This is a genomic window from Eggerthella guodeyinii, assembly GCF_009834925.2.
In the GTDB taxonomy this organism is placed as follows: domain Bacteria; phylum Actinomycetota; class Coriobacteriia; order Coriobacteriales; family Eggerthellaceae; genus Eggerthella; species Eggerthella guodeyinii.
Genome location: NZ_CP063310.1, coordinates 2,844,263 through 2,862,363, shown reverse-complemented (window position 1 = coordinate 2,862,363; position 18,101 = coordinate 2,844,263). Strand labels below are relative to the sequence as shown.

Annotated in this window: 19 protein-coding genes and 4 tRNA genes; 19 read left to right on the top strand and 4 right to left on the bottom strand. The window is 65.6% G+C overall.

Annotated elements, in window-relative coordinates:
- The first annotated feature begins 137 nt into the window (after nt 1-137).
- The gene (locus GS424_RS12145) at nt 138-1,679 is read left to right on the top strand and encodes a class I adenylate-forming enzyme family protein (RefSeq protein ID WP_160942768.1); all 1,542 of its coding nucleotides are present in this window, start codon (nt 138-140) and stop codon (nt 1,677-1,679) included.
- Nucleotides 1,680-1,729: 50 nt separating this feature from the next.
- Here GS424_RS12145 and GS424_RS12140 read toward each other — a convergent pair whose 3' ends face one another.
- Nucleotides 1,730-3,016, bottom strand: coding sequence for an aspartate aminotransferase type Ic (locus tag GS424_RS12140; protein WP_160942769.1), 1,287 nt, complete (start codon nt 3,014-3,016; stop codon nt 1,730-1,732).
- 181 nt (nt 3,017-3,197) lie between these two features.
- Between GS424_RS12140 and GS424_RS12135 the strand changes: the two genes are divergently transcribed.
- From GS424_RS12135 to GS424_RS12055, 17 genes are all read left to right on the top strand, one after another.
- Complete coding sequence (locus tag GS424_RS12135) at nt 3,198-3,380, top strand: hypothetical protein (RefSeq protein ID WP_160942770.1); 183 nt, start codon at nt 3,198-3,200, stop codon at nt 3,378-3,380.
- 135 nt (nt 3,381-3,515) lie between these two features.
- Nucleotides 3,516-5,102, top strand: coding sequence for a sodium/proline symporter (locus GS424_RS12130; RefSeq protein WP_160942771.1), 1,587 nt, complete (start codon nt 3,516-3,518; stop codon nt 5,100-5,102).
- 274 nt (nt 5,103-5,376) lie between these two features.
- The gene (locus tag GS424_RS12125) at nt 5,377-6,531 is read left to right on the top strand and encodes a C40 family peptidase (protein ID WP_160942772.1); all 1,155 of its coding nucleotides are present in this window, start codon (nt 5,377-5,379) and stop codon (nt 6,529-6,531) included.
- Between the two features lie 92 nt (nt 6,532-6,623).
- Entirely contained in the window at nt 6,624-7,136 is a 513-nt protein-coding gene (locus GS424_RS12120; protein WP_160942773.1) for a YbhB/YbcL family Raf kinase inhibitor-like protein, read from the top strand.
- A 13-nt stretch (nt 7,137-7,149) separates the two neighbouring features.
- The gene (locus GS424_RS12115) at nt 7,150-7,671 is read left to right on the top strand and encodes a DNA-deoxyinosine glycosylase (protein ID WP_160942774.1); all 522 of its coding nucleotides are present in this window, start codon (nt 7,150-7,152) and stop codon (nt 7,669-7,671) included.
- Between the two features lie 219 nt (nt 7,672-7,890).
- Nucleotides 7,891-7,975: transfer RNA gene (locus GS424_RS12110), tRNA-Tyr, on the top strand.
- Nucleotides 7,976-7,981: 6 nt separating this feature from the next.
- A tRNA-Thr gene (locus GS424_RS12105) sits at nt 7,982-8,057 on the top strand.
- Nucleotides 8,058-8,070: 13 nt separating this feature from the next.
- Nucleotides 8,071-8,147 (top strand) — tRNA-Met (locus tag GS424_RS12100).
- An 83-nt stretch (nt 8,148-8,230) separates the two neighbouring features.
- A complete protein-coding gene (gene tuf, locus GS424_RS12095; RefSeq protein WP_160942775.1) occupies nt 8,231-9,433 on the top strand; it encodes an elongation factor Tu in 1,203 nt (400 codons plus the stop codon).
- 108 nt (nt 9,434-9,541) lie between these two features.
- Nucleotides 9,542-9,691: a 50S ribosomal protein L33 gene (gene rpmG, locus GS424_RS12090; RefSeq protein ID WP_080803366.1), complete on the top strand. Its 150-nt coding sequence runs from the start codon at nt 9,542-9,544 to the stop codon at nt 9,689-9,691.
- Between the two features lie 24 nt (nt 9,692-9,715).
- A tRNA-Trp gene (locus tag GS424_RS12085) sits at nt 9,716-9,792 on the top strand.
- 106 nt (nt 9,793-9,898) lie between these two features.
- Nucleotides 9,899-10,354, top strand: coding sequence for a preprotein translocase subunit SecE (gene secE / locus GS424_RS12080; protein ID WP_160942776.1), 456 nt, complete (start codon nt 9,899-9,901; stop codon nt 10,352-10,354).
- Between the two features lie 4 nt (nt 10,355-10,358).
- Nucleotides 10,359-10,889 carry a transcription termination/antitermination protein NusG gene (gene nusG / locus GS424_RS12075; RefSeq protein WP_009306289.1) on the top strand — a complete coding sequence of 177 codons (531 nt, stop codon included), beginning with the start codon at nt 10,359-10,361 and terminating at the stop codon, nt 10,887-10,889.
- 126 nt (nt 10,890-11,015) lie between these two features.
- Nucleotides 11,016-11,516 (top strand): 50S ribosomal protein L11, encoded by a 501-nt coding sequence (gene rplK / locus GS424_RS12070; protein WP_160942777.1) that lies wholly within the window; start codon nt 11,016-11,018, stop codon nt 11,514-11,516.
- Nucleotides 11,517-11,630: 114 nt separating this feature from the next.
- A complete protein-coding gene (gene rplA, locus GS424_RS12065; protein ID WP_160942778.1) occupies nt 11,631-12,344 on the top strand; it encodes a 50S ribosomal protein L1 in 714 nt (237 codons plus the stop codon).
- A 224-nt stretch (nt 12,345-12,568) separates the two neighbouring features.
- A complete protein-coding gene (locus tag GS424_RS12060; protein WP_186939096.1) occupies nt 12,569-13,543 on the top strand; it encodes an SPFH domain-containing protein in 975 nt (324 codons plus the stop codon).
- A 58-nt stretch (nt 13,544-13,601) separates the two neighbouring features.
- The gene (locus GS424_RS12055) at nt 13,602-13,814 is read left to right on the top strand and encodes a type II toxin-antitoxin system antitoxin (RefSeq protein WP_160942779.1); all 213 of its coding nucleotides are present in this window, start codon (nt 13,602-13,604) and stop codon (nt 13,812-13,814) included.
- Between the two features lie 64 nt (nt 13,815-13,878).
- Here the strand turns inward: GS424_RS12055 and GS424_RS12050 are convergent, their stop codons facing one another.
- Nucleotides 13,879-15,192 carry a hypothetical protein gene (locus GS424_RS12050; RefSeq protein WP_160942780.1) on the bottom strand — a complete coding sequence of 438 codons (1,314 nt, stop codon included), beginning with the start codon at nt 15,190-15,192 and terminating at the stop codon, nt 13,879-13,881.
- 188 nt (nt 15,193-15,380) lie between these two features.
- Between GS424_RS12050 and map the strand changes: the two genes are divergently transcribed.
- Nucleotides 15,381-16,151: a type I methionyl aminopeptidase gene (map, locus tag GS424_RS12045; RefSeq protein ID WP_154333833.1), complete on the top strand. Its 771-nt coding sequence runs from the start codon at nt 15,381-15,383 to the stop codon at nt 16,149-16,151.
- 4 nt (nt 16,152-16,155) lie between these two features.
- On the opposite strand, the gene GS424_RS12040 is transcribed toward map, so the two are convergent.
- On the bottom strand, nt 16,156-16,509 hold the full coding sequence (locus tag GS424_RS12040) for a DUF1648 domain-containing protein (RefSeq protein ID WP_160942781.1): 354 nt from the start codon (nt 16,507-16,509) through the stop codon (nt 16,156-16,158).
- 38 nt (nt 16,510-16,547) lie between these two features.
- Nucleotides 16,548-17,834 carry a carboxylate--amine ligase gene (locus GS424_RS12035; protein ID WP_160942782.1) on the bottom strand — a complete coding sequence of 429 codons (1,287 nt, stop codon included), beginning with the start codon at nt 17,832-17,834 and terminating at the stop codon, nt 16,548-16,550.
- Nucleotides 17,835-18,101 lie beyond the last annotated feature (267 nt).

The window sequence follows — 18,101 nt, the reverse complement described above, 5'->3', positions numbered from 1 at the left end:
CCTCGTTCGCGCTCGCGCGCGAATCGGCCGCTCCCCACATCGCGCAATCTGCGGATGGCGCGCCTCGGGCCCGTTCGGTATGGTCGATCCATGGAGGCGCCGGGCGCGGCGCGGTCGGACGAGGAAGGGGCGGCTTCATGGCGTGGCGCGAAAGCGATCATTTCCTCGAGGGGCTCGACCTGCAGACGGCGCCCGCCTACTGGGCGCGGCGCCGGCCCGACCACCTGGCGTTCGTCGACGCCGAGCGGCGCCTCGCGTACGCCGAATTCGCCGCGCTCGTGGACCGCTGCGCGCGGGGCATGCGCGCGGCGGGCGTCGGCACGGGCAACATCGTGGCGGTCATGCTGCCGAACTGGCACGAGGCGCCCGTCGTGTTCTTCGCCGCCGCGCGGCTGGGAGCCGTGCTCGTCTTCTGCGACGAGGTGATGGAGGAGGCCGACCTCGCGCTCAGGCTCGATCGCGTCGATCCCGCGCTCGTCGTGCTCGCCCGCGCCGACCTCGCCGAGGCGGCGCGCACCCACGCGCCCCGCGCCCGCGTGGTCACCGTGCGCTTCGACGCGCCCGACTGCACGGCCTTCGACAACCTGCTGGCCGACGGCGACGGCCCCTGCGAGCCCGCGCCCGTCGACGCGCTCGAGGATCCCTTCGTCATCGCGTTCACGTCGGGCTCCACCGGCCAGGCCAAGGGCGTCGTGCTGTCGCAGGAAAGCTCGCTGTTCTCATGGCGCAGCTACGGCCGCGCCATGCAGTGCACCTCGGACGACGTGTTCGCCGTGCCCATCCCGCTGTCGCACATGTTCGGCGTGAACATGGGCATCGTGCTGCCCGTCATGTTCGGCGCCACGGCCGTCCTCGTGGAGAAATTCGAGCCCCACGACCTCCTGCGCACCGTCGAGCGCGAGCGGGTGTCGGTGATCTACGGCGTGCCCACGGTGTTCGGCCGCGTGCTGCTCGACCTCAAGAAGCATCCCGTGGACCTGTCCAGCGTGCGCACGGGCCTCGTGGGCTCGGCCACCGTGGCGCGCGAGCTGGTCGAGGACGTGTGGGAGCGGCTGCGGTGCCGGGTGGTGGTGGGCTACGGCTCCACCGAGGCCGTGGCCGTCACGTGCACCACTGTCGAGGACGATCTCGAGCGTACGGCGTCCACGGTGGGCCGCCCGTTCCCTGGCGTGGAGGTGCGTCTGCTCGGGGACGACGGGGCGCTGAGCGAGCGCGGCGAGGGCGAGCTCGTCGTGCGCAGCCCCTGCATGATGCGCCGCTACTGGCGCGACCCCGAGCGCACCGCCGAAAGGTACGCGCAGGGCTGGCTGCGCACGGGCGACGCGGCCGCCATCGACGACGAGGGCTACGTGCGCATCCTCGGGCGCATCGACGGCATGATCATCCGCGGCGGCTTCAACGTGTACGCCGCCGAGCTCGAGCACCTCTACAGCGCGCATCCCGCCGTGCTCGAGGCCGCGGCGTTCCCGCTGCCGCATCCGGAGCTCGGTCAGCAGATCGTCGTGGCCCTCACGTGCAAGCGCGGCACGCCCATGGACGCGACGGCGTTCCGCCGCTGGGCCGAGGGCCGCATCGCGAAGTTCAAGCTGCCCGACCGCATCGTGTTCTTCCACGAGCTGCCGAAGCTGCCTACCGGCAAGATCGACGCCTCCGCCATCAAAGCGGCGGTGCAGCCCTGACAACGCAAAAGGAGCCGCCCGAGGGCGGCTCCTTGCTCGCGCGTTCCAGCCTAGCCGAGCAGCTTCTCCACGTAGGCCAGCTTCACGCAGACGGTGAACACGTCCATGGCCTCGTCCAGCTCCTCGAGCGGCGGCAGCGTGGGGGCGATGCGGATGTTCGCGTCGTGCGGGTCCTGCTTGTAGGGGTAGGTGGCGCCGGCGCCCGTCATCGTGACGCCCGCTTCCTTCGCCAGCCCCACGATGCGCTTGGCGCACCCCTCGGGCGCGTCGAACGACACGAAGTAGCCGCCGCGCGGGTTGCTCCACGAGCAGCCGCCCACCTCGTCGAGGCCTTCCTCGAGCTTCGCGTTCACCAGCTCGAACTTCGGGCGCAGGATGGCGGCGTGCTTGCGCATGTGCGCCGCCAGGCCCTCGGCGTCGCGCAGGAAGCGCACGTGGCGCAGCTGGTTCAGCTTGTCGTGGCCGATGGTCTGCACGCCCACGCGCTTCTTGATCTCGGCGACGTTGGCCGGGCTCGCGGCCAGGGCGGAGATGCCCGCGCCCGGGAACGTCACCTTCGAGGTGGAGGCGAACTTGAAGCAGCGGTCCTCGGTGCCCGCTTCGCGGCAGGCCGCGGCGATGTCGAGCAGCTGGTCCTGCTCGGCCGCCTCGTCGAACAGGTGGTGCACGCAGTACGCGTTGTCCCAGAAGATGCGGAAGTCGTCGGCGGCGCACTCCATGGCGGCCAGGCGGCGCACCGTCTCGTCGGAGTACGTCACGCCGCCGGGGTTCGAGTATTTCGGCACGCACCAGATGCCCTTCACGGAGGCGTCGGAGGCGGCGATGCGCTCAACCTCGTCCATGTCGGGGCCCTCGTCGGTCATCGGCACGGGGATCATCTCGATGCCGAACTCCTCGGTCACGCCGAAGTGGCGGTCGTAGCCCGGAGCGGGGCAGATCCACTTCACCGTGTCCAGCTTGCTCCACGGCGTCGAGCCCAGCGTGCCGAACATCCAGCAGCGCGCCACGGCGTCGTACATGATGTTGAGGCTGGCGTTGCCGAACACGATGACGTTGTCGGCCTCGTCGTCCAGCATGGAGGCCATGAACTCCTTGGCCTCGGGAAGGCCGAATCCCACGCCGTAGTTGCGGCAGTCGGTGCCGTCGGCGGCCACGCAGTCCTCCATCGTGGTCACGGTTTCGAGCAGCGGCATGCTGAGGTCGAGCTGCGCCTTGGCGGGCTTGCCGCGCGCCATGTTGAGCGCCAGGCCCCGCGCCTTGATCTCGCCGTATTCGCGTTCGAGCTCCTCCCTGAGCGCCGCCAGCTGAGCCTGATCCATCTCCGCGTACGTGGGCATCGTGCTTCCTTCCATTGTGGGTCGTGTGTACGATCCCCAGTATAAGGTTACGGGGATGGCCCGTCGATAGCGTTTTCGCCGAACGACGACCCGGTGTCTGCCGCGCAACGCTGCCGCCGCGCCCCGCCGCGCCGGGCTCGCCGCGCGCTACGATGCGAGTTCCCGACGAAAGGAGGCGCTCATGCCCATACCCGATCCGCGCGCCAACGAGAAGAAGGAAACGTACATCTCGCGCTGCATGGAGCATATCACCCGCTACGAGAAGGACAGGTTTCCCGACCAGGATCAGCGTGCCGCCATCTGCTATTCCACCTGGGACCGTTGGCAGAAGGACCACGGCCATCCCGAAAAGGCCGAGAAATGAAACACGGATGAGACGCGGGGGCGGGCATGATGGCTCGCCCCCGCTCCAAGTAGTCGCGCTTCGCCCCTCTCGGTTGTCGTATAATCCCCTCGTTTCTAACGGAGATTTTGCACAGAGGAGAGGGGAGGAGCACCCGTGGTTTCCAACGATTTTCTGGTCGTGTTCGCGATGCTTTTGTACTTCGTCGCGGTGCTGACCATCGGGTTCGTGTACGCGAAGCGCTCGAACTCGTCGACGGCCGAGTACTTCCTCGGCGGGCGCGGGGTGGGGCCGTGGCTCACGGCGCTGTCGGCCGAGGCGTCCGACATGTCGGGCTGGCTGCTCATGGGCCTGCCGGGCGTGGCGTACTTCACCGGCGCGTCCGACGCCATGTGGACCGCCATCGGGCTGGCCATCGGCACGTATCTCAACTGGAAGTTCGTGGCGAAGCGTTTGCGGAAGTATTCCGTGGTGGCGGGCGATTCCATCACGCTGCCGGAATTCTACAGCAAGCGCTTCCACGACCGGAAGAACATCGTGTCCACCGTGGCCGCGCTCATCATCATGGTGTTCTTCTGCGTGTACGTGGGCAGCTGCTTCGTCACGTGCGGCAAGCTGTTCGCCACGCTGTTCGGCCTCGATTACGCCACGATGATGGTGCTCGGCGCCATCATCGTGTTCCTGTACACGCTCGTGGGCGGCTACCTGTCGGTGGTCACCACCGACTTCGTGCAGGGCGTGCTCATGTTCTTCGCGCTGGCCACCGTGTTCGTGGGGTCGGTCGCGTGGGCGGGCGGCGTCGACAACACCGTCGCGTTCCTGCAGAACATCCCCGGCTTCCTGAGCGGCACCCAGATAGCGGTGCCCCTCGTGGACGACGCGGGGCGACAGCTCGTCGAGGGCGGGGCGCCGCTGTTCGGCGACGCGGCCGACTACCCGCTCATCACCATCGCGTCGATGCTGGCCTGGGGCCTCGGCTACTTCGGCATGCCGCAGGTGCTCGTGCGCTTCATGGGCATCCGCTCGGCCGACGAGGTGAAGAAGTCGCGCGTCATCGCCGTCACGTGGTGCGTCGTGTCGCTGGCCTGCGGCATCTGCATCGGGCTCGTGGGGCGCGCCATCATCCCCACCGACTTCGCCACGCAGGCGCAGGCCGAGAACGTGTTCATCGTGCTGTCCCAGATGATCCTGCCGCCGTTCATGTGCGGCGTCGTGGTGTCGGGCATCTTCGCGGCGTCGATGAGCTCGTCGTCGTCCTACCTGCTGATCGCCGGCTCCTCGGTGGCCGAGAACATCTTCCGCGGCGTCATCAAGAAGGACGCCACCGATCGCCAGGTCATGATCGTGGCGCGCCTCACGCTCGTCGCGGTGTTCCTGTTCGGCATCATCGTGGCCTACGACGAGAACTCGTCCATCTTCGGGGTGGTTTCCTACGCCTGGGCGGGCCTCGGCGCCTCGTTCGGCCCCCTCACGCTGTGCACGCTGTACTGGCGGCGCACGAACATGCAGGGCGCGCTGGCCGGCATGCTCACCGGCACGGCGGCCGTGCTCGTGTGGCACAACCTCGTCAAGCCCCTCGGCGGCGTGTTCGGCATCTACGAGCTGCTGCCCGCGTTCGTCCTGTCGCTCGTCGCCATCGTCGCGGTGTCGCTGCTCACGGCGCCCCCGTCCGAGGCGGTCGTGCGCGAGTTCGATCACTACATGGACGAGGGGGAAGCGGGCGTCGAAAGAAGCGCGCAGTAGACGGCGCGTCCACGGTTCTACAACATCTAGAGGAGGTCACCACAACACCTGGTGGCCTCCTTGTTTATCCTATCGTGCCTGATGGCGGGCTTGTTTGTGGATTCGTTACGGGCGGGAAACGCCTTCGGCACCGCGGCGTTTCCCGACGTGGGGGCTTTGAACTGGGGTTATGAAACGCGTTCACAACCTTTTTTGACCATCCGCGCGAACGTGGTATTATGCGTTCAGCTTTTGCCCATACATACTACGTGCTCAATCTAGGAGGATTTCATACATGAGCGAGCATACAATCGGACTGAGCAGGCGAACATTTCTCACCGGCGCGGCTGCGCTCGGTGCCCTCTCCGTCATGGCTCCGACGACCGCCTTCGCCGAGACCGCTGCTGAGAAGCAGGCCGAAGCCGATGCGGTGCGCAACCAGCTGATCGGTTTGCAGACCGATCTCGAGGCTGCCGAAATCAGCTATTACGCCGCGCTCGACGAGCGCGATGCCGCGCAGACGGCGATGGAGGCCGAGCAGGCCAAAATCGACGACGCTAACAGCCAGATCAGCGATTTGCAGGACAAGCTGGGCACGCGTGCCCGCAACATGTACCGCAACGGATCTACGAGCTTCGTCGATTTCGTCCTGGGTGCCGCCTCGTTCGAAGAGTTCACCCAGAACTGGGATCTCCTCAACAAGATGAACGAGAACGACGCCGACATGGTCGACCAGACGAAGACCCTGCGCGAAGAGCTTCAGACCGCCAAGGACGAGTACTCCCGCCAGGAGCAGATCGCCTCGGCCAAGGCCGAAGAAGCCAAGCAGATCCAGAGCGAGGTCCAGGCCAAGGTCGATCAGGCCACCGAGCTGGTCAGCTCCCTCGACGCCGAGGCCCAGGAGCTCCTCCAGCAGGAGCAGGCCGCAGCGGCTGCCGCAGCGGCGGCGGAAGCTGCCGCCGAGGCCGAGCGCCAGCGTCAGGCGGAGGCCGCGGCGAACACCGGCAACTCCGGTGGCGGCAGCGGCTCTTCCGGCGGCGGCGGTGGCGGCACCTCCGGCGGCGGTGGCGGCGGGTCCGTCGTGTACCCGAGCCGTCCGGTCGGCTCCTACGACTCGGTCGTGGGCTACGCCATGAGCCGCATCGGCTGCCCCTACATCTGGGGTGCCGAGGGTCCCGACTCGTTCGACTGCTCCGGTCTGGTCACGTGGGCGTATCGCCAGGTGGGCATCTCGCTGCCGCACCAGAGCGAGGCGCAGTACTCGGCGGCGAGCTACGTCGGCTCGGTTTCCGAGGCGCGACCGGGCGACGTCCTGTGGCGCTACGGCCACGTCGGCATCGCGGTGAGCTCGGGCGGCTCGCACTATGTGCACGCCCCCACCTTCAACGCGTACGTGCGCGACACCGATCCGCTGTCGTGGGCGCAGTTCACGAACTGCCTGCAGTTCTAAGGTTCCATACGATGACAAAGGGAGGGCTTCGGCCCTCCCTTTGTCATCGTATGGTACGAACCGTTGGGCTCGCGCACGAAAGGAGATCGACCATGCGCATATCCGTCGAACTCGAGCAAGGGCTGCTGCCCGACCGCTTCGGCAAGCACGCCCCTGCGGCGCACCAGCTGGACGGCCATCCCATCCGCTCGTTTCCCATCGAGATCGCCGACGTGCCCGAAGGAGCGCGGTCCCTCGCGCTTACGCTCCTCGACTACGACGCCGTTCCCGTGGGCGGCTTCTGCTGGATACATTGGCTCGCGTGCGACATCGCGCCCGATGTCGCGCTCATCCCCGAGAACGCCAGCGCATCGGGCGAGCTCGCCTGCGTGCAGGGCTCGAACAGCGATTGGTCGCCGTTGGCGGGCAGCTGCACCGACCCGCGCATCGTCCATCGCTACGCCGGGCCGTACCCGCCCGACAAAACGCACGACTACACGCTCACGCTGTACGCGCTCGATCGCACGCTCGACCTTCCCGAGGGCTACTTCCTCAACGAGTTCCGCCGCGCCGTCCGCGGGCACGTGCTGGCCGAGGCGTCGCTCGAGCTTCCCAGCCGGGCGTAGGGGAGGGGCGTCCGTGGAAGCAGCGCGCATCGTCCATCCGCTCGAACCACTGTATACGGAGCGTTCGCGCGTGCTCGTCCTGGGCACGATGCCCTCGCCGAAGTCCCGCGAGGTCGGCTTCTACTACGGTCATCCGCAAAACCGGTTCTGGAAGGTGCTGGGCGCGCTGTTCGGCGAACTCGAGCCGCTCGGCATCGAGGGACGTACCGCCTTCCTCCACGCGCACGGCATCGCGCTGTGGGACGTGCTGGCCTCGTGCACCATCGTCGGCGCCTCGGACGCGAGCATCGCCGACCCGGTTCCGAACGACCTGGCCCGTATCGCCGCCGTCGCGCCGCTCGAGGCCGTGTTCACCACGGGAGGGAAGGCGACGGCGCTCTACCAGCGTTTCGGAGCTTCCCAGCTTCCCCGCGTCGCGCACACGGGGCTTCCGTCCACCAGCCCGGCGAACGCGCGCATGCGCCTCGACGATCTGGTGGAGGCGTATCGCCCGCTGCGCGACGTCCTGGACGCGGCGAACCCCGTCCGCGTGTGATCCTCGCGGCGCTTTTCCGGCGTTCGCGGCCGCACCCCTCGGCGATTCGCTGGGCGGGGAGGTCGAGAAAAGGAGGAATGATGGAGACACACCCGGGGGCGTGTAGACAGTTGACACGCTGGTGTTCCTAGCGTATTATTCTCCTGCTCGCGCGTTCGGGTTCGCCGAAAAGCGCGGCAGGCAGCTTGATAAATACACATGAATTAAGCAGCGAATTATGGGCGTGTGCCCGAGTGGCTAAAGGGGACGGGCTGTAAACCCGTTGGCTATGCCTACCTAGGTTCGAATCCTAGCGCGCCCACCATTTTTCGCCTGTGTAGCTCAGTCGGTAGAGCACTTCCTTGGTAAGGAAGAGGTCGTCGGTTCAAGTCCGATCGCAGGCTCCATTTTTTGCTACCTGGCGGTGTAGCTCAGTTGGTTAGAGCACACGGTTCATACCCGTGGCGTCACTGGTTCAAATCCAGTCACCGCTACCATTGTATTATTTCGCGTCCGCTTTGTCGGACGCGTCGTTATTTTGTTTTCGTTTCGCGAAAATATCCTATAAGGAGGATGAAACATGGCTAAGGCTAAGTTCGAGCGTTCCAAGCCGCATGTTAACATCGGCACCATCGGCCACGTCGACCACGGCAAGACGACCCTGACGGCCGCCATTTCCAAGACGCTGTCCGAGAACGACGGCTCGCATGGTTCCGCCCACGCTGACTTCACGGCGTTCGAGAACATCGACAAGGCCCCCGAAGAGCGCGAGCGCGGCATCACGATCTCCATCGCTCACATCGAGTACGAGACGGATGCTCGCCACTACGCCCACGTTGACTGCCCCGGTCACGCTGACTACGTCAAGAACATGATCACGGGTGCTGCTCAGATGGACGGCGCCATCCTCGTTATCGCCGCCACCGACGGCCCGATGGCCCAGACCCGCGAGCACATCCTGCTCGCCCGTCAGGTCGGCGTTCCCTACATCGTGGTCTTCCTGAACAAGTGCGACATGGTCGACGACGAAGAGCTCCTCGAGCTCGTCGAGATGGAAGTTCGCGAGCTGCTCGACTCTTACGAGTTCCCCGGCGACGACACCCCGATCATCCGCGGTTCCGCTCTGAAGGCCCTCGAGGGCGACAAAGAGTGGCAGGAAAAGGTCTGGGAGCTCATGGACGCCGTCGACTCCTACATCCCGACGCCGGAGCGCATGGTCGACAAGCCGTTCCTGATGGCTGTCGAGGACACGATGACCATCACCGGCCGCGGCACCGTTGCCACCGGTCGTGTGGAGCGCGGTACGCTGCACGTCAACGACCCGCTGGAGATCATCGGCATCAAGGAGACCGCCAACACGGTCTGCACCGGCATCGAAATGTTCCGCAAGCTGCTCGACGAGGCTCAGGCCGGCGACAACATCGGCTGCCTGCTCCGCGGCGTCAAGCGCGAGGACATCGTTCGCGGCCAGGTTCTCTGCAAGCCCGGTAGCGTGACCCCGCACACCGAGTTCGAGGGCCAGGTTTACATCCTGACGAAGGAAGAGGGCGGCCGCCACACGCCGTTCTTCGACGGCTACCGTCCGCAGTTCTACTTCCGCACGACGGACGTGACGGGCGTTGCCCACCTTCCCGAGGGCGTCGAGATGGTCATGCCGGGCGACAACGTGGAGATCAAGGGCGAGCTCATTCACCCGATCGCCATGGAAGAGGGCCTGCGCTTCGCTATCCGCGAGGGTGGCCGCACGGTCGGCTCCGGTCGTGTTACGAAGATCATCAAGTAACACCGCTTCATCGCAATCAGGCGGGGCCCGCTCCAAGCGGGCCCCGCTCATGAGAATTCATGTGTATGAGATCCAAGCTCGTTTCAGTTGAGGCATAAAGGAGAATTCATGCGTACGTTGGTCACTTTGGCGTGCACGGAGTGCAAGCGCCGTAACTACACGACCAAGAAGAACAAGCAGAACAATCCTGATCGTATCGAGTTGAAGAAGTACTGCAAGTGGTGCCAGTGCCACACGGTGCACAAAGAAACCCGATAGCGTATCAGAGGTTTGCACGAGCATAGGCCAGTAGCTCCAATTGGTAGAGCGGCGGTCTCCAAAACCGCATGTTGGGGGTTCGAGTCCCTCCTGGCCTGCCAGCTCGAGTATATGAGCAGCTTGCATCAGGTTGCTTGGATGAGCAGCTTGTGATCAGGCTGCTTGTTTGGCGTTTACACGGATACGAATCCCCGGTTAAGGAATCACATGGCGAAGAAATCAAAGACACAGCGAGCGAAGGCATCTGCCGCACGCGCAGCCCGCAAGGAGCAGGCGCTTGAGGCCGAGGTCGCTGCCGAGGCGAACAAGAACGCCGAGGCCGATGCTGCTGCGACCGAGGCGCCTAAGAAGCGGTTTTTCAAGAAGGCCGACAAGAGCGACGCGGCTGCGGAAAGCGGCAAGCAGGCGAAGGCCCCCGTCAAAGCCGTGGAGAAGAAGGTCGAGAAGGCTCCCGAGAAGAAGCCCGCTAAGAAGCGGCGTTTCGGGTTCTTGAAAGACGTGCGCACGGAGCTCAAGCGCGTCACGTGGCCGACCAAGCAGGACGTCCTGCGTTGGAGCGTCGTCGTGGTGGTTGCGCTCGTGTTCTTCGGCGCATACGTCGCCGTGCTCGACAACGTCGTCATCACGCCGTTGCTGATTGCTATTTCCGGTTTGGGGGTCTAGGCGCATGGCGAAGAAGTGGTACGTCCTGCACACGTATTCAGGATACGAGAACAAGGTCAAGAAGAACCTCGAGACGCGCATCGAGACGATGGGCCTTGAGAACAACGTCTTCGGCATCGAGATTCCGACGGAGATGGTCACCGAGATCAAAGAGGGCGGCCGTCGCGTCGAGAGCGAGAAGAAGGTGTTCCCGGGCTACGTGCTCGTCCGCATGGAGCTCGACGACCGCAGCTGGGCTGCGGTTCGCAACACCCCGGGCGTGACCGGGTTCGTGGGTGCCGACGGCAACCCCGCGCCGCTCACGCGCGACGAGTACAACAAGATCATGAAGCGCACGAGCCGCGAGGCTCCGAAGAAGACTTCGTCGAGCCTGGAAGTCGGGCAGTCGGTGAAGGTGGTCTCGGGTCCGCTCGCCGAGTTCGACGGCGTGGTGTCCGAGGTGTCGCCCGACGCCGGCAAGGTGAAGGTCATGGTCTCCATCTTCGGCCGCGAGACGCCGGTCGAGCTCTCGTTCGATCAGGTGGCCAAGATTTAAAGGTGCGAACACAAGCGGCGTCGCGTGCCCGCGTGGACCGGGGCTTCTCATTCGACCCTGCCGCTTTGTTGATAGATTTTGAAATAATGCGTTTTTGCGATTGTGATCAGCTGAAAGGAAGCTCTCATGGCTGAAAAGAAACAAACCGGCTTTATCAAGCTGCAAATCCCCGCGGGTGCCGCGAACCCGGCTCCTCCGGTCGGCCCGGCCCTCGGCGCCCAGGGCGTCAACATCATGCAGTTCTGCCAGGCGTTCAACGCCCAGACGCAGGACCAGTCCGGCACCATCATCCCGGTCGAGATCACGGTGTACGAGGACAAGTCGTTCACGTTCGTGTGCAAGACCCCGCCGGCGGCCATCCTCATCAAGGAGAAGCTGGGCATCAAGAGCGGCGCGGGCATCCCGCACATGCAGGTTGCCGGCACGCTCACGGAGGATCAGCTCCGCGAGATCGCCGAGATCAAGATGCCGGACCTCAATGCCAACACCATCGAGGCCGCCATGGAGATCATCGCCGGCACGGCTCGCAGCATGGGCGTGCGCATCGAGGGTCGCGACCTGAAGATCAAGTACGTGCCTTCCAAGAAGGTTGCCGCCATGCTCCAGGGCAAGACGCTGGAGGACTAGCTCTCCAGCCGTTCGATACGGAATGACCGGCCGCCGTCACGGCGGCCGTTGTTCGATGAGATAGCAGTGGAAGAGCGCTGAGAGCGCTCGCTACGCACCACGAAAGGAAGCATCATGACGAAGCAGTCCAAGAACTACCGTGCCGCGGTCGAGAAGATCGGCGAAGGCACCCGCGCTCCCCTCGAGGCGCTCGCCCTCGTGAAGGACGTCGCGTTCGCGAAGTTCGACGAGACGGTCGAGGCGGACTTCCGCCTGGGCATCGACACCCGCCAGGCCGACCAGCAGCTCCGCGGCACCGTGAGCCTGCCGAACGGCTCGGGCAAGACCGTCCGCGTGGCCGTGTTCGCCGAGGGCGAAGCCGCTCGCGCCGCCGAAGAGGCGGGCGCCGACATCGTCGGCACCGACGAGCTGACCCAGCAGATCCAGGCCGGCGAGTTCAACTTCGACGCCGCCGTCGCCACCCCCGACCAGATGGGCAAGGTCGGCCGCCTGGGCAAGATCCTCGGCCCCCGCGGTCTCATGCCGAACCCGAAGCTGGGCACCGTCACCAACGACGTGGCGAAGGCCATCAACGAGCTCAAGGGCGGCCGCGTGGAGTACCGTGCCGACCGCTACGGCATCGCGCATGTCATCCTCGGCAAGGTGAGCTTCACCGCCGAGCAGCTCGCCGAGAACTACGGCGCGGTGTACGACGAGATCCTCCGCATGAAGCCGTCTGCCGCGAAGGGCAAGTACGTGAAGTCCATCACGGTGTCCTCCACGATGAGCCCCGGCGTGTCGGTCGACCCGTCCGTGGTTCGTGGCTACACGGATGCCGCCGCTGAATAAGCGCAATCGCAAACGCTGGGAAAAGGAGCCGCAAGGCTCCTTTTCTTTTGCCTGATGGGCGAACAAATGTTTCACGTGAAACATTCTGGCCTTACGATGCTGCAAACACGGCAGTGCGGCTTCCGTTTACGATCTCAAAGTGATATCATATTCGTATCACCTCCTTTCGGAGGAGGAACGGGCGAGCGCATGGGGCGCAGAGCCTGAGAGAGAAAGGGAACATCATGTCCGTCGAGAAGACCGTCCACGCGAGGAGCGGCTGGCCGATGCTGGCGCTCATGCTCGTCGTCACCGCCCTTTGCATCGCGCTGATCGTGGTGGGAGCGACCATGCTGCCGCCCGACGAAGCGCCCATCACGACGGGGACGCAGACGCTCGGCGTCGTGCTGCTGGTGGTGGGCATCGTCGCGGTGTGCGTGGCGCCGCTCCTGATGCTGATGGGCTTCTTCACCATCCAGCCGAACCAGGCGCGCGTGCTCATCCTGTTCGGCGACTACAAGGGCACCGTGCGCGACGAGGGCTTCCACTGGGCCAACCCGTTCTACTCGCGCAACGCCGGGGCCACCGTCGACCCGCAGACGGGCAAGCCCGTGGGGAAGTCGACGAAGGTCTCGCTGCGCGCCCGCACCTACAACGGCGAGCACCTCAAGGTGAACGACAAGTGCGGCAACCCCATCGAGATCGCCGACGTCATCGTGTGGCGCATCGAGAACACGGCGAAGGCGCTGTTCGACGTGGACGACTACAACACCTACGTGCACACGCAGAGCGAGACGGCGCTGCGCCACGTGGCCACGACGTACGCCTACGACCAGATGCCCGGCGAGCCCGAGGGCGAGATCACGCTGCGCAGCAACATCGAAGAGGTGTCCGAGGCGCTCAAGGAGGAGCTGGCCGTGCGGCTCGAGAAGGCCGGCGTGATCATCGACGACGCGCGTCTCACGCACCTGGCGTACGCGCCGGAGATCGCCCAGGCGATGCTCCGCCGCCAGCAGGCCGAGGCCGTCATCGCCGCGCGCGAGAAGATCGTGCAGGGCGCGGTGAGCATGGTGGACATGGCCCTGGCCGAGCTGTCGGCGAAGAACGTGGTAGACTTGGACGACGAGCGCAAGGCCGCCATGGTGTCGAACCTCATGGTGGTGCTGTGCGGCGAATCCGACGCACAGCCCGTGCTGAACACGGGTACGCTGTACCAGTAGGAAGGAACGCCGCGGCTCGGGCGCATTGCTGCCCGGGCCGCAGGCGCGGTGGCAAGCTATGGCGAAGCGAAAACAGTATCCCTTGCGCATCGACTCGGACGTGTGGGCCGGCATCGAACGGTGGGCCGCCGACGATCTGCGCAGCGTGAACGCCCAGGTGGAGTTCATCCTGCGCCGGGCGCTCAAAGACGCAGGGCGCCTCAAGGAGCCGGGCGGCAAGCAACCCGGCCAACCGGGGTCGGAAGGGGACGGCGAAGCGCCCGCGGAGTGATTCCGCGGGCGCTTTTCGTTGCGGGACGAGCTGGGACGAGCCGGGAAGGGAAGGGGCGGGCCGCTTACGCCAGCACCGCTTCGCGCTCCTCCAGCTTCTCGCGCGCGGGGGCGCGCTTGGAGTCGTGCTCGGCGTTCTGCACGCGGCCGAGCTTCGTGTTGTCCTCCTTGCGGTTGCGCAGCGCGCGCACGGGGCTTTGCCCGTCCTCCATGCGGTAGTCCTCGCCGTGCTGCTTCTGCTCCTCGCGGACGATGCGGTGGCTGGGCACGTCCTGCACCCGTCCGTTCACGCGGTCGTTCCATCCGAAGAAGCGGTAGTCGCTCGGCAGGTCGTCGACCTCGACGAACTCCTCGCCCTGCGCGGTGAGCGTCACCTGCTCGTCGAGCACTTCGCGCACGTAGTCCTTCGTGGGATGGAGGTCGAGCAGCTCGGGGAACTCGCCGTCGGGGATGAGCGCCTGCCATTCCTCGTCCTCGTGCCGGTACAGAAGCTCGGCGGCCTTGTGCAGGTGCGCGACCTCCTGCTCGAAGTGGCGCTCCCAGATCTTCTTCACGTACGGGTCGACCTCGGTCTCGTAGAACGAGTAGTACAGATACGTTTCCATGTACTCGCGCAGCAGCAGGTTCTGCAGCCAGGTGGCCGACGGGTCGAGCAGCGCGCTGTAGTGCGTGACGTGCTCTTCCTCCACCATGCCGATTTCCAGGTAGAGGTCGCGCGCGACCCCCTCGGGCTGCGTGTTGCCCAGGTTCATGTAGAAGTTCATGGTCTGCTGCTCGCCGGCGGTGAGGATGAGCGCGCCGAGCGTCGTGCGGATGTCGGCCGTCTTGGCGTTGCGCGGCGCGCGCACCGAGTCGAACGGATGGCGATGGTGCGCGATGGTGGGGCGGCCGGGCGTGATCTCGATGGTGTCGCGCACGAGCTTGTGCGCCGGCAGATCCTCGTCCATCTTGAGCAGGTTCGCGTAGCGGTACAGGTGGTCGAAGTCCTCGAGCAGAGCGAAGTCCATGCACGACTTCGCATACGCGTCGGGCTCGTGCATGGCGAGCCATGCCGTGAGGTCCACGGCCAGCTGCTCGTAGCCGATGGTCGTCTCGAGCGGCGTCTCGTCGGAGGGCGACAGCCAGTTCACGTGCTTCTGCTGGCCGGCTTCGATGCGGCGCAGCAGCGCGAGCTCGCGGCGCAGGTCGTTGTCCTCGCAATTGCGGTTGAAGTTGTGGCCGAACATCACGGCTTCCACCTCGATGCCGTTCATGAGGATGATCCGGGCCTTCGTGTAGGGATCGGTGTTGAGCTTCTTGTAGGGGCGGGGCGAGAGGTCCTTCCAGTCGAGCATCATGTCCTCGAGGGGCTTGGACGGTTTCAAGTCAAACGGGTTCATAGAGCCTCCTGTTCGTCGGTTGGCGATCCGTGCCGCTCCATGCTAGCAAGGGTCACCCGTGCGGCTTTCCGGCCGCCCTGCGGGCGTTTCGGGGGCGTGAAGGGGCTGTAACGGCCGCGGAAGCCGATGGGGCAGTGCTATACTGGGCGGCGGCAAACGAAAGCGTATAAGGCAAGGTGCGAACGCGAATGATCATCAGGAAGTCTCCGGCCGAGATCGAGGCCATGAAGGAAGCGGGTCGCGTGTCGGCCAAGGTGCTGCGCGAGGTGGGGGCGCAGGTGCGGCCCGGCGTGTCCACGCTCGAGCTGGACGAGCTGGCCGAGGCGCTCATCCGCGCGGAGGGCGGCATCCCCGCGTTCAAGGGCTACGGCGGGTTCCCCGGCTCCATCTGCGCGTCGGTGAACGAGCAGATCGTCCACGGCATCCCCTCGCGCGGCGTGGTGCTGCGCGAGGGCGACATCATCTCCATCGACACCGGCGCCATCGTGGACGGGTGGGTGGGCGACAACGCCTGGACGTACGCGGTGGGGAAGGTCTCGCCCGAGAAGAAGCGCCTGCTCGAGGTGACCGAGCAGTGCATGTGGGCCGGTCTCGACGCCGCCCGTCCGGGCAACCGCCTGGGCGACATCGGCCACGCCGTGCAGAGTATCGCCGAAGCCGCCGGCTACGGCGTGGTGCGCGAGTACGTGGGACACGGCATCGGCCGCGACATGCACGAGGATCCCAACGTGCCGAACTTCGGTCGCAAGCACACCGGCGTGAAGCTGGAAGCGGGCATGGTGCTGGCCATCGAGCCGATGATCAACCTGGGCACGTACAAGACGCGCCAGATGTCCGACGGGTGGCTCGTGTGCACGCGCGACGGCCAGCCGTCGGCGCACTTCGAGAAGACGGTGGCCATCACCGAGGACGGCCCCGTGGTGCTCACCACCGAAGAGGGGCATCGGCGGCCGGTGTAAGGCGTCAGCCCGAGAGCGCGCCGCGGCCGAACGAGAGCACGATGCCGACGTAGATGACGGTTTCGATCATGCCGAGCACCAGGAAGAGGGTTCGGAGGTTGCGGGGGCTGTCGATGCCGTGAACGAGCCCCCTGGCGAAGAGCGCCTCCGCCTTCCAGGAGACGAGCGCCAAGGCGAGGTTGGGAAGGGCGAGGAGGCCTGCTATGGGCAGCAGGTCGTACTTGGAGCCGTAACGGTCGATCGTGCCGTCGATGCCGACGTGCATCGCTATGGTATCGGGCAGCGACCCGAGCGCCGCCGCCACGGCGAACGGCGCGATGCACAGCGCCAGCCAGACCGCCCATTCCCAAGCCTTCACCCGGCTCCTTCCTTCCCGCGCCTGCGTTGCCTTGCGCGTTACTTCAGCTGCTTGCCGTCGGTGTCCCAGTAGAAGCGCTTGAACTTGGGGATCTGGTTCACGTGCATGGCCTTCGCCCAGAAGTTGTGGACGAGCGAGTCGGGCGCGTAGTGCAGCGGGTAGGGCTCGGGGGTGCGGCGCAGCGTGTCGAGAGCCTGCTGCAAACGGGCGCGGTTCTCCATGCTGCGGTCGAGCACGTAGCGCGGCACGCAGCTGTACACGAACGGATCGTACGCTTCGCGGTAGTCGATGGCCTCGCCCAGCAGGAACTCGCGCACGATGAGCTCGACGAAGTTCACGCCGCCCAGGCTCAGGTAGTACGTGTTGCGGCCGCAGCGCGTGTTCACCTCGAAGAAGCGGAACGCCCCGTCGCGCTCGTCCAGCTTGATGTCGAAGTTCGCGAAGCCGCGGTAGCCCACCTCCTTGAGGAAGCGCTTGGCGCACGCGATGATCTCCTCCTCGCGCTCGCCCATGATGCACAGCGGGTTGCCCAGCGCGGTGGGGTCGTGATCCTGCAGGCACACCACGCCGCCCGACACCACGCGCACGTCGCCCGAGGCGTCCGAGAACGTCGTGAGCGTGCGGATGGCGTCGTCGCCGCCGGGGATGAAGTCCTGCAGCACCAGCTCGTTGTCGTAGTCCGACGCGTGGATGTCGCGCCACACCTGCGCCAGCTCCTCGGCGCTGTCGATCTCGTAGATCTTGCGCTTGCGGGCGATGGTGGCGTCTTGGAACTGCGCGGAGTTCGACGGCTTCGCGATGAGCGGGTAGGGGAAGTCCTGCACGGGCAGGTTCTCGGGGCCGTCCGGGCCGCAATCGAAGTACCATGTGCGCGGGAAGGGGATGTCCAGCTGCTCGCACAGCTCGTAGAAGCGGCGCTTCTGCGTGATGTCGTCGAGCAGGTCGAAGTCGATGTAGGGGACCGTGTACCCGGCCGCTTCGAGGCGCTGCTTCCCCGACGAGAGCATGCGCGCGTGGCAGTCGTCGCAGCCGAGCACGAGCAGCACGCGGTCGGGGTCGTCGGCGCGCACCTGGGCGGCTGTGCGCTCGAGCGCGTCGTAGAGGCCTTCCGGGTCGTGGATGAGCGGTTCCAGGCGGTAGTCGGTGAAACGGCTCGACGACAGCATCTTGATATCCTGCGTGGCCAGCACGATGGTGCGCTCTATTCGATAGGCGCGGTGCAGCTCGCGCACGTAGCTGTAGGCCAGGATGTCGCCGCCCACGACGACCGGCTGCAAGCGGCGGGCGACGTCGGCGGAAGAGGCGATGCGGGGTGAAGCGGGCATGATCGAAATCTCCTTCAGATACGGTGATCAGGTCATTATCCCACAGCCCGCCCGCCCCGTGCGCGCTTCATGAAAAGAGCCCACAGATGCGCTTCTGCCGTTTCGCGAGTCCGCTCGGGAAGCCCTTCGGACACGGGAATCGGCGCGAAGTAAGCAATTTTTGCGTTTTGCGTGCTTTTCGGGTGCGTTTCGAGCGTCGGTGACGGAATCGGGAATCTCTGACCTGGGACGATGCAGCTTCTCTATGGTGTGGCGAGGGCTGGGAGC